Source organism: Flavobacterium endoglycinae (assembly GCF_017352115.1).
Classification (GTDB): Bacteria; Bacteroidota; Bacteroidia; order Flavobacteriales; family Flavobacteriaceae; genus Flavobacterium; species Flavobacterium endoglycinae.
The window spans coordinates 4,298,246-4,314,860 of record NZ_CP071448.1; the positions used below are offsets into that span (position 1 = coordinate 4,298,246).

At 33.6% G+C, this 16,615-nt stretch carries 14 protein-coding genes; 12 read left to right on the plus strand and 2 right to left on the minus strand.

Features of this window, described 5'->3' with window-relative positions:
• The first annotated feature begins 24 nt into the window (after positions 1-24).
• The 10 genes from J0383_RS19110 to J0383_RS19150 all read left to right on the plus strand — a co-directional run bounded on the left by J0383_RS19110 (position 25) and on the right by J0383_RS19150 (position 12,685).
• Positions 25-3,309 carry a SusC/RagA family TonB-linked outer membrane protein gene (locus tag J0383_RS19110; protein ID WP_207295556.1) on the plus strand — a complete coding sequence of 1,095 codons (3,285 nt, stop codon included), beginning with the start codon at positions 25-27 and terminating at the stop codon, positions 3,307-3,309.
• Positions 3,310-3,319: 10 nt separating this feature from the next.
• A complete protein-coding gene (locus tag J0383_RS19115) occupies positions 3,320-4,792 on the plus strand; it encodes a RagB/SusD family nutrient uptake outer membrane protein (RefSeq protein WP_207295557.1) in 1,473 nt (490 codons plus the stop codon).
• A gap of 56 nt (positions 4,793-4,848) precedes the next feature.
• Positions 4,849-6,210, plus strand: a complete 1,362-nt coding sequence (locus tag J0383_RS19120) for a DUF4832 domain-containing protein (protein WP_207295558.1) — start codon at positions 4,849-4,851, stop codon at positions 6,208-6,210.
• Positions 6,211-6,236: 26 nt separating this feature from the next.
• Complete coding sequence (locus J0383_RS19125; protein WP_207295559.1) at positions 6,237-7,109, plus strand: PKD domain-containing protein; 873 nt, start codon at positions 6,237-6,239, stop codon at positions 7,107-7,109.
• Between the two features lie 191 nt (positions 7,110-7,300).
• Positions 7,301-8,392, plus strand: a complete 1,092-nt coding sequence (locus J0383_RS19130; RefSeq protein ID WP_207295560.1) for an acyltransferase family protein — start codon at positions 7,301-7,303, stop codon at positions 8,390-8,392.
• Positions 8,393-8,489: 97 nt separating this feature from the next.
• The gene (locus J0383_RS19135; RefSeq protein ID WP_394369554.1) at positions 8,490-9,827 is read left to right on the plus strand and encodes a Gfo/Idh/MocA family protein; all 1,338 of its coding nucleotides are present in this window, start codon (positions 8,490-8,492) and stop codon (positions 9,825-9,827) included.
• A gap of 244 nt (positions 9,828-10,071) precedes the next feature.
• Positions 10,072-10,911: an SDR family NAD(P)-dependent oxidoreductase gene (locus J0383_RS19140; RefSeq protein ID WP_207295562.1), complete on the plus strand. Its 840-nt coding sequence runs from the start codon at positions 10,072-10,074 to the stop codon at positions 10,909-10,911.
• Positions 10,912-10,984: 73 nt separating this feature from the next.
• Complete coding sequence (locus J0383_RS23810; RefSeq protein ID WP_317196713.1) at positions 10,985-11,389, plus strand: hypothetical protein; 405 nt, start codon at positions 10,985-10,987, stop codon at positions 11,387-11,389.
• Entirely contained in the window at positions 11,386-11,916 is a 531-nt protein-coding gene (locus tag J0383_RS23815) for a helix-turn-helix domain-containing protein (protein ID WP_317196714.1), read from the plus strand. Before J0383_RS23810 ends, J0383_RS23815 begins: the two co-directional genes overlap by 4 nt.
• Before the next feature lie 70 nt (positions 11,917-11,986).
• On the plus strand, positions 11,987-12,685 hold the full coding sequence (locus J0383_RS19150; protein ID WP_207295563.1) for a DUF1826 domain-containing protein: 699 nt from the start codon (positions 11,987-11,989) through the stop codon (positions 12,683-12,685).
• 96 nt (positions 12,686-12,781) lie between these two features.
• On the opposite strand, the gene J0383_RS19155 is transcribed toward J0383_RS19150, so the two are convergent.
• Together J0383_RS19155 and J0383_RS19160 are read right to left on the minus strand one after the other, a co-directional pair.
• The gene (locus J0383_RS19155; protein WP_207295564.1) at positions 12,782-13,204 is read right to left on the minus strand and encodes a nuclear transport factor 2 family protein; all 423 of its coding nucleotides are present in this window, start codon (positions 13,202-13,204) and stop codon (positions 12,782-12,784) included.
• 25 nt (positions 13,205-13,229) lie between these two features.
• On the minus strand, positions 13,230-13,898 hold the full coding sequence (locus J0383_RS19160) for a response regulator (protein ID WP_207295565.1): 669 nt from the start codon (positions 13,896-13,898) through the stop codon (positions 13,230-13,232).
• Positions 13,899-14,017: 119 nt separating this feature from the next.
• On the opposite strand from J0383_RS19160, the gene J0383_RS19165 reads away from it, so the two are divergent.
• Positions 14,018-14,248, plus strand: coding sequence for a hypothetical protein (locus J0383_RS19165; protein WP_207295566.1), 231 nt, complete (start codon positions 14,018-14,020; stop codon positions 14,246-14,248).
• A 78-nt stretch (positions 14,249-14,326) separates the two neighbouring features.
• Positions 14,327-16,363 (plus strand): tetratricopeptide repeat-containing sensor histidine kinase, encoded by a 2,037-nt coding sequence (locus tag J0383_RS19170; protein WP_239023103.1) that lies wholly within the window; start codon positions 14,327-14,329, stop codon positions 16,361-16,363.
• Positions 16,364-16,615 lie beyond the last annotated feature (252 nt).

Consider the following 16,615-nt stretch of genomic DNA (forward strand, 5'->3'; position numbering starts at 1 on the left):
AATCATTTAACTAACCAAAATAATATGAAAAAAAATAACAAGTTACTGTACGGTAACTATCAGGAAATAAAATTCAGTTTAAAAGCAATCATAACTATTTTATGTCTGGTAGTTTCTGTTTTCAAAGTAAACGCCGCATCATCGTCAGACAGCAGCGAAAAATCAGAAATTATAAATAAAAAATCAGAAGCCGATATCATTATAAAAGGTGTTGTTTTAGACGAATTAGGACAGCCAATGATTGGAGTAACTATTTTACCAAAAGGTTCTCCAAGAGGTACAACAACAGATTTTGACGGAACTTTTACCATTGTGGTTCCTTCTACAACAGAAGCTTTAGTGTTTTCATATGTAGGATATGACAATAAAGAAGTTTTGATTGCCAATCAAACCAATATTAAAGTTTCGATGGTTCCAGCATCAAAAACGTTGAATGAGGTGGTAATAGTAGGTTATGGAACTCAGAAAAAGAAAAACGTATTAGGAGCTATTTCTTCTGTAAAAGGAGAAACACTTACTTTATCTTCGGCACCATCTGTTTTAACGGGACTTCAAGGTAAAGTTGCCGGTTTGCAGATAGCCCAAAATAGTGCACAGCCAGGAGGTGGATTTAACATTCAAATTCGTGGTGCAGGTTCTATTAATGCCAGTAATGATCCTTTAATTGTTATTGACGGATTTCCAGTTACCAACTTGCAGCAGCCGGGAACAGGAAATCGTTATACAGGAGGAACCCAAAGTATTTTAAATTCTTTTAACCCTAATGATATCGAATCGATTGAGGTTTTAAAAGATGCCAGTTCTACAGCCATTTATGGAGCTAGAGCAGCAAATGGTGTTATTTTAATTACCACTAAAAAAGGAAAAGAAGGCGATGTGAGAGTAGATTATTCAGGTTCATATTCGTATCAAAAATACAATGACAGCTATGAAGTTTTGGATTTAAAAGAATGGATGCAGCTTAGAAATGATGCTGCCAGAGAAAACTGGGAATTCATTAATAAAGTGTATCCTTATTCGCCAAAAACCTTAGAAGAAGCTAATGCAGCGCCGGTAAACGGAATTCCATACAAAAGAATTTACTCTGACGAGCAGATTAGAAATGCCGGAAAAGGAACTGACTGGCTTGGATTAGTAACAAGAGACGGAATGATTGAGCAAAATAACCTTTCATTGCGCGGAGGAACAAAATCGACAAAATACTTTTTATCAGGAAATTTATTTAACCAAGAAGGAGTTATTCGAAATTCAGGTTTAAAAAGAAGCACCGTTCATTTCAGCATCGATCAAAAATTAACTGATTTTATCAATTTTGGTATGAACATGACCAAAAGCCGAATCAAAAATCAAAACTCACAATTAGGAGGACAATTTGATCCTGTGACAGGACAAGATTTGGCTCAGTTTGAAAATTCAGGAATTATACGAGCAGCTATTCAGCAAGGTCCTCATATTGCTGCAATTGATGAATTTGGAAACTATCCTATAAACCCAGATAGTGCCTTAGAACCTAATCCTTATTCTTTATTGACCATTTCAGATGAAGGTGTTATCGACAGATCGTTAACGAACTTTTACGCAGAAATAAAACCAATTGCAGGACTTACAGCAAGATTTCAGGCTGGATTTGATCAGGGAAATTCTAAAAGAAGTACGTATCTGCCAAGAACAACTTTGTATGGCGCTTTGGAAAACGGAAAAGCCTCCATAAATTCACAAGAAAAAAATGATGATTTGTTCGACTTCACATTAAACTATACCACAAAATTAATGGAAGATAATACTTTCGGTTTAATGGTTGGATATTCTCAGCAGACGTATAGAACAGAAGCGGCTACATTAGGAAACAGTAACTTTATTACAGATGCTTTCCTTTGGAATAATATGAATGCTGGTGCTGGAACTAAAGTTACAGCATCTTCAAAATCCGAAAATAACTTTATCTCTTATTTTACTAGATTTAATTATTCGTACAAAGACAAATACATGCTGACTTCGACAATTCGTCGTGATGGAGCGAGTGTTTTTGCAAAAAATAATAAATACGGTTTATTCCCTTCAATTGCATTGGGTTGGGATGTTTCTCAAGAATCTTTCATGAAATCAATAAACAATTATGTTTCGCAGATGAAAGTTAGATTTGGTTATGGACAAACAGGTAATGCCTCAATTGGAGGAAGCGCATTTGGAGCTTTCTACGCACAGCCAGCGTACTTAAATCCAGATGAATCCATTTTAATTGGTGTTTTTCCTTCAAGACTTGAAAACCCTGATTTAAAATGGGAAACTACTACAGAGAAAAACTTAGGAGTTGATTTTGAGTTGTTTAATAGAAGAGTTTCGGGATCATTCGAAATATACGATAGAGTGGTTTCTGATTTATTAACTTTAAAACCAATTAATAGTTACCAAGAAATAAACACTGTTTGGGCCAATATAGGAAGTACACAAAGTAAAGGTTTAGAGTTGACTGTCAGTACAGTGAACATAAACAATCCTAATCTTACTTGGAAAAGTACATTTACATATTCTAGATTTAGAACCAACTGGAAAGAAAGAGCTCCAGACTGGAAACCATCAGTTTATATGAGCTATAATGATCCAGTACGTGCACAATACAGCCAAATTGCCGATGGCGTAATGCAGATTGGAGAAGTAGTTCCTGCACAACCGGATTTATATCCTGGACAAATAAAAATTAAAGACCTTAATGGTTTTGTGAGAGATGCGGCAGGAAATCCTGTAACAGATGAAAATGGTGTATTCTTGAGAACAGGAGCACCTGATGGTAAAATTGACGATGCCGATTATGTATTACTTGGATCATCTGACCCTGATTTTGTAGCTGGTTTAGGAAATACAATTACTTGGAAAAACTTCCAGCTTAATTTTCAATTCAATGGAATGTTTGGAAGAAAAATTGTCGATCAAACGGATTTCGCTTACGGCGTAACAGCTGTTGGAGTAGCACAAAACGGACGAAATGCACTTAGAAGCATTTACAATAGATGGACACCGGATAATCCAACAAATACTCGTCCGGGTTCGCATTTTGGATATACACAATACGGTTCTGGAGATTTCTTTATGCAGGATGCTTCATTTGTTCGTTTACAAAGCGTTTCGTTGAGTTATAATCTTCCAAAAAAATGGTTTGGAAAATACATGCAGGGTGCTGCGATTCGATTAGACGGACAAAATCTTTTTACCATTACCAAATATGATGGTATAGATCCTGAAACAGACGGATATGCTGCTGCCTATCCAAACGTAAAAACATATACAGTAGGAATTGATCTTAAGTTTTAATAAAGAAGATATGAAAAATTTTAAATATTATACAATAGTTTTACTGCTGCTTGTTTTTTCAGGATGCAGTGATGATTTAGAATCTATCAATTACGATGAGATTAATCCGAGTATATTTCCAAGTTCAGAGGCAGATATTCAAGCTATTGTGGCTTCAGCATACTATCCGCTTAGAGGTTCTTATGGAAACGGAATTCACAGCACATCTGAAAATGGATTGATGTTTATGCTCGATGCTACAACAGAAATCCTTCAAGGACCTTATGGAGTACAGCAAGAAGCATCTTTACACAGTTATAAAGCTACGACAACTGCCGTGACACGTTTTTACGATACTTTTTATAATAAAATCAGCGGAATGACTTTGAGTATCGACAGAATCGAAAAGTCTAAAGTAAATGAGCTGGTTAAAAAACAAGCTATTGCCGAAATTAAATGCGCAAGAGGATTATTGGCGTACGAACTTTTTGATATGTACGGTCCGCTTGTAGTGGCACCTTTGGAAATCCTTCAAAATCCTTTGAAAGAAGAACCTTTGGCAAGACTTTCCAATACTCAAATGGTAAGTTTTATTGAAAACGATCTTAAAGATGCCGCAGCAGATTTAAAATCTCCTTCTGAAACAGCGTATGGAAGATTCAGCAGCGGATTGGCTAGAATGATTTTGATACGATTATACCTTCATGAAAAAAGATGGGCGGAAGTTGAAGAACAAGCCAATGCAATTATCGGTATGAATTATTATGCTCTTGAAGAAGATTACGCTGGAATGTGGGATATTAAAGCGCCAGTTGATAGTAAAGAAGTAATATGGGCAGTTCCAGCAGATTATGCAGGAACAAGCGAAAACCAATGGCAGTTAATGGTTTTACCAGCTAACTTTCCAGGACGCGGCGGTTATGGAACGATTCAGAGTTCATGGACTTTTTATGATTCTTTTGAAGCAACAGATATTCGTAAAGAAGCACTTATTGCCGAATTTACAGGAACCGACGGCGTAACATACAACAGACAAAATCCCGCAAATTACATGCAGTTAGGACCAATTCCGTTAAAAATTGATCCAGATGCAGCCAGAACAACAGCTTTGACAACCGTAGACATAATTGTGTACCGTTATGCAGATGTTTTATTATCGAAAGCAGAAGCTATTGCCAACAAAACAGGAACGCCAACACAAGAAGCCATTGATTTAGTTAATATCGTGAGAAAGAGAGCAAAAATCAGCGAAATTACATTGGCGAACTATGCATCACTAGCTAAGTTTAACGAAATGATTCTTTTAGAAAGATCTCACGAATATTGGTGTGAAAACGGGCAATACCGTTCCGATTTAATCAGACACGGGAAATTTACAGAACACGCACTTGCCTTAAATGGATCAGCAAGCCAAAGCGCGCCTTATAAAGCATTATTTCCTTTTTCATTAGAAAGAATAAGCGAAGGAAAAGGGAAATTTATTCAGAACCAAGGATATAATTAATTTCTTTTTAAGAAAGATTTTAAAAGTATTAATCAGATAATTTAATTATAAAGGATATGAAACATTTATTAATAGCATTTTTTCTTTTTTTAAATTTTGCTTCCAGCTGTCAGAGTGATGGAGGTGATAACAAAGAAGAAACAAGTGGAGACGAAAAAGTAACTTATACAGTTTCTAATGAAGTTTTTACAAATCCAGAACGTGGATTTATGCACACTTGGCAGGTAAATTCTGAAGGATCAGCCATGACAGCGGCGTCTTTGAATAATCTGAAAAAAGAAAATGTAAGCCTCATTCTGCGTTTGTATTATTTAGAAAAATTCAAAACCTCAGCTTTAAGCCAGACTCAGTTAGACCTTATCAAAACCGACTTTACTCGTTTGAGAGAGTCAGGATTAAAATGTGTTTTGCGTTTTGCTTATACAGATGCTCAAGATGGTACAGATGCTTCGGCTGCCGTTATTTCGGGACATTTAGACCAATTAAAACCAATTCTTGAAGATAACAAAGACGTAATTGCCTTTGTACAGGCTGGTTTTGTGGGTGCGTGGGGCGAATGGTATTACACGACCAATCAGCTTACTACACCAGCAAATAAAAAATTGATCTTGGATAAACTTTTGGCTACGTTTCCAAAAGAAATTAAAATTCAAGTAAGAACGCCAAAAATAAAACAAGATTTTGTGGCCACAACAACCGCAATGGATGCCACTGTGGGTTACGGAACGACAAATACAGCACGTTTAGGTTTTCATAACGATTGTTTTATGGCAAGTGTCGATGATTACGGAACGTACGTAAATGTAACTGCCGAAAAAACATACGTAAGCAACGAGGCGCTTTTCGTTCCAACTGGAGGAGAAACCTGTCCGCCAACTGATGTTCCAATTGCAAGCTGCAGCATAGCAGAAAAAGAAATGACACTTTTAAAATGGACGTATTTGAATCTGGATTATTATGGACCAGTTTTACAAGAATGGAGAAATAACAACTGTTTTACAGATTTTGAAAGAAAGCTTGGTTATAGACTAGCATTAGCATCTTCCAGTGTTACAAAACAAGCATCGGTTAACGGAACATTGGCATTAAATGCGATAGTAAATAATACTGGATTTGCGCCAGTGTATAATCCTAAAAATGCCTATCTAATTTTAAGATCGACTGCAAATGGAACAGTTTATAAGAAAAAATTAGACTTTGATGTTCGAAAAGTAGTTCCAAGAGTTTCTTTTAATTTAAAAGAATCGGTGAGTTTGTCCAGTATTCCAGCAGGAACCTACGAATTACTTTTAAAAATTGAAGACAGTTCTTCAAAACTATCCGAAAGACCAGACTATTGCATTCGTTTTGCTAATACAGGGGTTTGGGAAAGTACAACTGGATTCAACAAATTATCACAAACGGTTATCATTAAATAGTTCGTAAAACATTTAAATTAAAAACCATGAAAAAAATACAACTAACCAAGTTTCTAGCAATACTGTCGGCTTTTTTACTGCTTACAGCTTGTTCTAGCGATAATAATGCTTCTGATTCGGCAAATAAACCAGTCGCAGATTTTTCATTTACCAATGACGGAAGTACCTTTACTTTTACGAATCTTTCCACAAATGGAACCAAATACAGATGGGATTTTGGTGATCTGTATTATGTTTCTAATGAAAAAGATCCTGTTTATACCTATAAAATTGGAGGAGAAATCAGAGTTTCTTTAACAGTAACCAATGATGCTGGAGAAGAATCTTTTGTGACAAAAGTGATAAATGCTCCAAAAATTATAATAGTAGATATTAAAATAGATGGAAAATTTGCGGATTGGAATGATGTTCCCGTAACCGATGAAAATACTTCTGGTAACGGTTCTATTCAGAAAATTAAAATCTGGGCAGGCGGTCCAAATGTCAATGTTTATTTAGAAGGAAACAAAAAAATGCTGATGGAACTGGTAGATATGTATATCAATACTGATGGCAATACGCAGACTGGATTTTTACACGGCAATTGGCCTCAAGGTTCTGGAGCAGAATTTTTATTTGAAGGGCCTTTAGTAACGAACGGCTGGGGATCATTTTATAACCATACAGATCCAAATGGAGGCTGGGGCTGGAGCGCCATTGCAGGTTCTGGATCAAGCTTAACAGCTTCTGGAATTGTCAGCTTATCTGCAACTACAAATGCAATTGAATTTAGTATTCCAAAATCACAGTTAGGAACTTTAGGAAGCTCAATTGGTATTGCGATTACAGAAATGACGTCGGGATGGGCGGCAGTTGCTAATTTCCCCGAAGCACCTAAGTTTTCAACTTTAGAATTGTAGTTTGTCATCGATAGCCGGTCAAAATACGCCATTAAGTAAAAGTTTTTTGGAGAGATAATTTTCTGAATTTAATGGCGTAAGCTATCGAGTTACAATATTAAAAATGATCCGCGGTATTTTGACTTTTCAAAAAACAGAAAAATACGCGGATTATTTCTTAAAAAGTTTCAACTGAAAAGAATATAGACAAAATGAATAAAATCATAACCAACAACCGATTAATGTCTGTAGATGTTTTGCGAGGATTTGATCTATTAATGATAATCGTTGCAGACCGATTCTTTTATAATTTAAATGCAGCAGCTAAAATCGATTTTACAAAATCATTGGCAGATCAGTTTGAACATCCGGAATGGCTTGGATTTCATTTTTATGATGTTATAATGCCCTTGTTTTTGTTTGTAGTTGGCGTTGTAATTCCATTTTCATTAGGAAAAAGAAATGCAGCATCAAATCAGAATGTCTATGCTCATATTTTTAGACGATTTATAATTCTGTTTATTTTAGGATGGATCGTTCAAGGAAATTTATTATTTCTTGACATTTCAAAATTTCACATATTTAGCAATACATTACAAGCCATTGCAGTTGGATATTTGTTTTCATGTATTGCCTATCTGAATTTGTCCAAAAAAGGAAGGTATATATTCTTTGCCGTTTGTCTTATTTTATATGCCGTTTTGTTAAGCGTTCCTGATTTTTTTGGACATCATTTTGAGCTTCTTCCCAATAAAAATCTTTCAATTTATATCGATCAACAGGTTTTTGGACGTTTTTATGATCAAACACAATATTCGTGGCTTTTAACCGGACTCGGATTTACAGCAACCACTTTATCAGGATTATTTGCAGGAGAATTACTTTTGTCCTCAATGCCAAGACCCAAAATAGCGTTGTATCTTGCAGTAATCGGAATAATCACTTTTTCTATTTCGTTGCTTATAGGAATCTGGCATCCCATTATCAAAAAAATATGGACAAGTTCCTTTGTATTATTCTCATCAGGAATCAGCTTTGTTTTACTAGCACTTTTTTACTGGATTATCGATGTAAAAGGATATACAAAATGGGCTTATCCTTTTAAAGTTATCGGAGTAAATGCAATTGCAGCTTATGTTGGTTCACATGTTTTTAATTTCTCATTAATTGCCAAACAAGTTTTTTATGGTTTTGAACAATTTACAGGTTCTTATTATGATGCATTTTGCGATTTAGCAGGTTTTGGAATTTTATATTTCATACTCTGGTACATGCATAAAAACAAAACGTATATAAAAGTCTAAAAAAATAAACGATTACAATTAAAACGTCTAACCCTATTATACCATTAAATACATAAAAATGAAAAGTTCAAGTTTAAAAATTTTATTGATAGCATTTATGCTGTTAAAGGTTTGTGATATCTCTGCTCAGCTTATCAAAACGAAAGCTCCTAAAAGAGCCAAAGGCCAGACAGATGTTCTTCGTTTGGCTGCTCCGGCAATTCCTGTGGTACGAGTAGGAATCGTTGGTTTAGGAATGCGCGGAACAGGTGCTGTCGAAAGAATAACACACATACCAGGAGTCGAAATCGTAGCGCTTTGTGATATGCTTGAAGAAAGAACAAAAGGGGCTAACGATACTTTGGTAAAACACGGAAAACCAAAAGCACAAGAATTCTTTGGTGAAGACGGCTGGAAACAAGTGACAAAACTTCCCAACGTAGATTTAGTATATATTGTTACTGATTGGAAGCATCACGCCAGTATTGCCATACAGGCCATGAATGACGGAAAACACGTTGCCGTTGAAGTTCCGGGTGCTTTAACCATGAAAGAAATCTGGGATATTATCGATACTTCCGAAAAAACAAGAAAACATTGTATGATGCTTGAAAACTGTGTTTATGATTTCTTCGAATTAACCACCTTAAATATGGCACAGCAAGGTGTTTTTGGAGAAATTCTGCATGCAGAAGGTTCTTATATACACGGACTTCAGCCCTATTGGGGAGAATATTGGAACAACTGGCGTATGGATTATAACCGTAAACATAGAGGAGATATTTATCCAACACACGGAATGGGGCCAGCTTGTTTAGCCTTAAATATTCACCGTGGTGATAAAATGAATTTCTTGGTTTCGATGGATACAAAAGCAGTAGGAAATCCAGCTTTTATAAAAGAAAAGACAGGCGAAGAAGTAAAAGATTTTAGAAATGGAGATCATACCATGACTATGATTCGTACCGAAATGGGTAAAACAATCCAGATTCAGCATGATGTTACAAGTCCAAGACCTTACAGCAGAATGTATCAATTATCAGGAACAAAAGGTTTTGCAAACAAATATCCAGTTGAAGGTTATGCAATTGATGCGAAAGAAGCCGGAGCCGAAATTGCCAAAAATTATCAAAACCTAAATGCAGAAGAATTTGTTTCTGAAGATGTTAAAAAACTTTTGATGGAAAAATATAAAAACCCAATTGTAAAAGATATAGAAGAGATGGCTAAAAAAGTTGGTGGACACGGCGGTATGGATTTTATTATGGATTATCGTATGTTTTATTGCCTTCAAAAAGGACTTCCTTTAGACATGGATGTTTACGATTTAGCCGAATGGTCTTGCCTAAGTCCATTAACAGAAATTTCTTTGGATAATAATTCAGCACCAGTTGAAATTCCAGATTTTACACGCGGAAGCTGGAAAAAACTAAACAAATTTGAATTTTCAAAATAAGTAATAAGAGTAATTTTTAGTGTTAATAATGTTAGTTATAATTTTGAAAAACCTGTAAATCTTACAGGTTTTTTTTATGTCATTTTTGATTCTTTTTATAACCGAAGGATGGAATAAGCAATTTCATCCTCATTTAGCGGAACCTATTTTGCCTCGTTTAGGTTACAAAATTCCGCATTTTGACTAAAATTTTGAAATTGGTATTCCTCAATTTTGTCTTATTAATTTTTAGTAGAAAAATAGTATGACAAAAGTAAAAATAGACGAACCAAAAGTATGGTTTATAACAGGTACTTCCAGAGGTTTTGGAAGAGTTTGGACAGAAGCGGCACTCGAAAGAGGCGATAAAGTAGCCGCTACAGCAAGGAATGTTGAGAGTATTTCAGATTTTAAAGATAAATATGGTGACAACGTTTTGATTCTGCCTTTAGATGTTACTCAACCAGCACAAGTTGAGAATGCTGTAAAAAACGCACATGAATATTTCGGAAGATTAGATATTGTCATTAACAATGCAGGATATTCATTAGTTGGAACAGTTGAAGAAGCCAAAACAGATGAAATTCGTGCGATGTATGAAACCAATATATTAGGTCCGGTTTCGGTTATTCAAGCCGTTTTGCCCATTATGAGAGAACAAGGTTTTGGACATATTTTAGGAACTTCAAGCAGTTTAGGACATTATGTAGTTCCACTAATTGGATATTATTGTTCTTCTAAATGGGCATTTGAAGCCATCTACGAAAGTTTAGCTGTTGAGGTCAAGTCTTTCGGAATTAATGTTACAATTATTGAACCGGGAGCGTACGCAACAGAATTTGGAAGTGAAAATTCACTTAAATTTTCAGAAAACCTTCCTCAATATGAATCAATACGAAATATGGTTTTCGAAAATCTGAGCAAGCTGGAAAGAGGAAATCCCAATGCTACTGCCGCAGCTGTATTAAAGCTTGTAGACGCAGAACAGCCGCCATTAAGAATGTTTTTGGGAAGCCATAATCTGGATGAAATCCGCCAGGCATATTCAGATCGCATCAAAGTTTGGGAAGAATGGCAGGATATTGCGGCAGCTGCACAAGGCTAAATAAAATTAAATTTAAGCAGCAGAGATTCTGCTGCTTTTTTATTTCCTAAATTGTAACAGAAAAAAAAGCACCATGGCGAAAAAAAATAATGCTCCAAGTAAATTTACTTCACTAGCAGAAGGTCTGAAAGCTTTCGGTGGACCGCCTCCATTGCATCCTTTAATTACGGTACTGAACGGTATTGATTCAAATCTGGGATTTACTCCTCCAACAGAAAGCCATGTTTTAAGCTATTATAAAATATCTTTTCGTCCCAATCTTGGAGGCTCACTTCGTTATGGACAAACCCATTTTGATTTTAATGAAGGAGGTCTTTTTTTTGCAGCTCCTAATCAAATTGTAGCGCAACATGAAAATGAACCAAGAGAATCGGGATGCAGCGGGAGAGAAGCCGCTATTTTAATTCATCCGGATTTTTTATTGAATTCTCCTTTGGCCTTAAAAATCAAAAAATATGAATTTTCTCTTATTCAGTGAACGAAGCTCTTCATTTATCTGAAAAAGAAAAAGAAATTATCTTAAGCCTTTTTAGAAATATCGAAGATGAATTAATGAACAGAATAGATGAATTAAGTCAGGATGTGGTTTTGGCTCAGGTTGAGTTATTATTAAATTATGCCCAACGATTTTATAAGCGACAATTCATTACTCGGAAAACAATAAATAATACTCTTCTTGATAAATTTGAACAATTATTGAATGATCATTTTGATAATGAAAAAAAATCGTATCAAGGAATTCCAACTGTACAAAACTTAGCAGATAGTCTGGCAATATCGTCTGGTTATCTCAGCGATATGCTGCGAACTTTGACAGGACAAAATGCACAACAGCACATTCACGAAAAATTGATTGAAAAAGCAAAGGAAAAGCTTTCAAATACTAATTTATCAGTTTCCGAAATAGCGTATGAATTAGGTTTTGAGCATCTGCAAAGTTTTAGCAAATTGTTTCGAAACAAAACAAATGAAACACCTTTAAAGTTTAGAGCAAGGTTTAATTAAAATCTATTGTAAAACACTTCGATTGCTTATTTTTGCGATACATGCAATAACTAGTTTATTATACAACAAAATGAATACTACATTTTCTACCAGCAATCAAATTGGCATCGTATCTTCTTTTTCTGAGCTTGTGCATACTGATTTTGAGGGTGAACAAAATGCCCTTTGCTGGTATAGAAATTTGGATGGCGATTTTGCAGAGATCACCGCTAAATTATCTTTAAAGGAAAATATCACAGAAGTTTATCCTGAAGATTTAATGGCACTCGAACTCTCAGAAAAGGGAAATGCAGCAAGGGAAATAATCTTAAAGGATTTGCAATTATTAACTGATTTTGGCGCTTCGCCCTCTCTTAATTTATTGAAGTGTTATGAGCGCGATGATGAATTTGATTTCATATCGACTGATGTTTATTCTTTTCATGTGGACCGTTCACCTATTGCGACGGATACTTTTTTATGTACCTATCACGGAGCGGCAAGTGATATTATTCCCAATTCTCAGGCACAGCAAAAAATTCTAATTCCAGAAATCAGGCAGAAACTAAAAGAACTGCATGATGGAACAGAAGAAGAATTCGAAAACTTTTTGAAGGAGAATTATTTTGATCTGCATTACCAGCAGCATGAGGATGCAGTACCTATTAATTTAGGGGTAAAACATCTTTGGCGTTTAGCTGTAGATCATCCAAAACAAAAAGTACTACCTTGTGTTCATAGAGCACCAATAGAAAACGAAGGAGAATATCGGTTGTTGCTAATTTGCTAAAATTGCTGTTTATAAAAAAAAGTCCTAATCAGAGATTAAGACTTTTATACGGATAAAAGGAATTACACTTAATAATACAAAATCCTATTGTATTTGTTATTTTTTTTCTGAACTCGTGGAGATTTTATCTACTATATACCATCTGTCATTTAATTTCATCATGTTAAAATAATCCACAAATAATCTTTCAGGAGTTTCTATCTCACATTTTGCAGATGCAATGTTTTTGGTAATGTTAATATCAATTATTCGGCCTTCAGTATTAGGCAGTTTTGTACGAAGTTTAAATCTGCTTAAATAAGTTTTTCGGTCTATTACTAAGACTTCATTGTCTTTAATAAGTTTTAAATGGCAGGAAGCATGCATTGCTTTTCCAAGTTTAAGCGTATCTCCTGTCATCCAGCCGTCAAAATAGGTTTGAATGGTTTCAGTAACTAAAGCTTTTTCTTCCTTTTGGGCTGTTGCATTAAGAGAAAGAAAAAAAGCCATAATGGGGAATAGAAATTTTATTGTTCTCATTTTATGTTTGTTTATGGATTATACATTATATCAGGCCTAATTTTCGTGCTTTATCTATTAAATCTTTATCACCGCCCCTTCCTTCTAAAAGCTGATCTTTTATATTGGCTTTTCGTTTTTCAATAGCACTCATTGAAAGAGGAATATAATTGGGAAGATTAACAGTTTTTACCCCTTCAGATATTAAAATCAAAATCTGGCTGTCATGATCGTCCCAGTTTATATTTTTTTTAAATAATTCCCTTTGAGATTCTATAATAGTGGGACTTTTAAAATAATCCCCGTTTAAAACTTTTTGACATATCACAGGAAATAACTCAAAATTGATATCACTTTTTGAGATAAAACCTTCTGGATTAATTTGTTTAATTATTTTATCTACAGTTAGTGCTTCACTATGCATAGTGAGCAGAACCACTTTACACATATTGAATTTTTTTCTTATGAGCTGGGCGAGATCTACTCCATTATTTATATTCAATTCTTTATAGGCAGGAATACTTATATCCAATAAAGCAAAATGTATGGGGGTATTCTGTTTCACATACATGTTTATTTTATTGTAAGCTTCCTGACAATTATAACCTTTTATGAAATGCAAATTATGTTTATTTAACTCGCTGTTAGATAGTAGGTTAATGTAGCTGTCGACTGTCATGGGATGATCGTCGACTATCAAAATATTTAAATTCATATATAGACATTCAATTTGAACCAAATCTAATTAAAATTTTACGGAAATACCGTACAATTTAAACAAATCAATGTTTTTTTTTTACAAATAATTCACAGTTAATAAAAAATTAATATTCTATGAAAAATAATTTGTATAAAATCGGACTTGTTTTTATGATTTCTTTATTTACTTCTTTCTTGTTTGTTTCGTGCTCAAACGACGATTTTGAGAATGAAGAAAATGCTATTAGTAAGATTAAAATTCAAGCAGAGTCAGGGACTCAGGTATTAGACTCAACTAAGGTAAAATCAGTATTGAGTACAGAAAGCGATGGTGATCCAAGTAATCCAAAACCACCAAGGCGCTAATTGTTAATTAATAGATGATTATAAAGGATTTGGTTTATTTCAAAGTGTTATATTTGGAATACCAAAACAAATATAATTTTGAATATTTCAAACCAAATTCCTTTTTTAATCCTCTTTTTCCTTTTTTTATCTTGTAAGAAAAGTGATTCAGCTAGCTCTGAAAATGATTCAATCATTTTCTTTGATAAGAATTACGCAGATAATTTAAAAGGAGACAAGAAAGAGAAATATCTGGACTCTACAGTATTGGTATTAAAAGCTCAGAGAAATAATCTGCAGATAAGAAATACTTATTTAAAAGTTGCGTCTGAATATTACTATATCAATAATCCCAAAAAATCTTTAAACGTTAGTTTGAAGGCTTTAAAATTATCTAAAATGGCTCACGATAGTGTTAGAATGGCAAAAGCATCTTATTTTGTAGGTGACTGCTATGAAAATACTAAAAAAGACAGTGCTTATTTTTATTATCTGCAGGCAGAAAAGATTTATTTTAAACTGCATGATGATGATAACGTAGCTAGAATGCTATTTAATAAAGGGTATGTTTTATTTTATGATGGAAATTATATAGAATGTAATGTTGAAATTTCTAAAGCTTTACAATATTTAAAAGGTTCGAAAGATTACGAATTAATTTATACTTGTAATACTTTAATGGGGAACTGTCTTGAAAAGCTGCTTCAATATGAAGAAGCTTTAAAGTATCATAATATGGCTTTGGAAGTTTTAGATAAAATGAAAGGTAATGAGAAGGATCAAATAAATAATTATAATATTACTTCTATTATTAATGTATGCAATCTTTATGATCTGCAGGGAGAATATTCTAAATCTATTGAAAAGCTTAAACCATTACTGACGGATGAACTAAAAGAAGGGTGGCCAAGGCTATATGCCAATGTTCTAAGTAATCTGGCTTATTCTAAAATGAAAAGCAAAGACTATAAATACGTAGGACCTATGTTATTTGAGTCATTAAGGATAGTCGATAGTATTGGACTGGAACCGGATATTATTTATAAAAAAATACATATAGGAGAGTATTATTTGACTCAAAATGATACCGTAAATTCTATTAAAGTTTTAAATGAGGCAAATCATCTAGCTATTAAAATTAAAAGCAGCAATGAAATTTTGACCACTTTAAGGCTTCTTTATAAAGTAGACAAAAAAAATAGTTTGTTTTATACTAGTGAATATATTAAGGTAAGCGATAGTATAAACACAATTCAAAGAAATGCGCATGACAAGTATTCACGAATAGAATATGAAACATCAAGAATTGAGGATGAAAATAAAGTTTTAACCAAGACAAATTTTTATATTTTGATTACATCGTTTGTATTAATTCTGGGGTTATTAATAATTATTGTTTTAAGGTATTTTAAATATAAAAATCAGGAACTGAAGTTTTTTAAAAAAGAACAACAGGCGAATGAAGAAATTTATCAGCTGCTTACAGATCAGCATGAAAAAATTATTAATGCCAAAGAAAATGAAAAAACAAAAATTGCCAAAGAGCTACACGATGGTATTATGAATAAAATTTACAGTGTAAGAATGAATTTAGGTTTTTTTAATGCTAATAATGATGTAGAAATAATCGAAAAAAGAAAAGGGTATATATATGAACTTCAGAATATTGAAAATGAAATACGTACAATATCCCATGGGTTAAGCAATAGTTCGCTATTAGAACAAAGCGATTTTAATATTTTACTGCTCACATTAATTGAAAATCAGAAAGAGATAAGTCAAACTAAGTTTACTTATTTAGATGATGATAATATCGACTGGCGAAATACTCAGATTATCTATAAAATTAATCTTTACAGAATCATTCAGGAAGCGGTTTTGAATGTTAATAAATATGCAAATGCAAAAAAATGTGAAGTAAAAATTTATAGAAAAAAACATAATATATTAAAGCTGACTATTGTAGATGATGGAGTAGGATTTGATGTTAAAAGCAGGAAAGGCGGTATTGGAATTAACAATATGAGAGACAGGGCAATATCATTAAATGGAAAATTCAATATAACATCAAAACCAAATGAAGGAACGAAAATTGAAGTCACCTTAAATCTTTCCTCTTTAAATGAAGTAAATTAAATTTTAGTTGGATTCATTTCTTTGTTTTCTGGTGAATCTGCTTGTGCAAAAAAAACATCTTTTTACATAATTTTAGTAAAACTGACTCTCTATTCTTCGAAAATAGAGAGTCAGTTTTTTATTTCTCTTTCCATGCTTAAATCTTCTTTTTAAGCATTTCTATAACCCGTAATTTTTACTTTAAAAACCCGTAATTTTTACTGCTTCTTTCCTCTTATTTTCGTCATATATATTATAACTGAAAATGTTAAA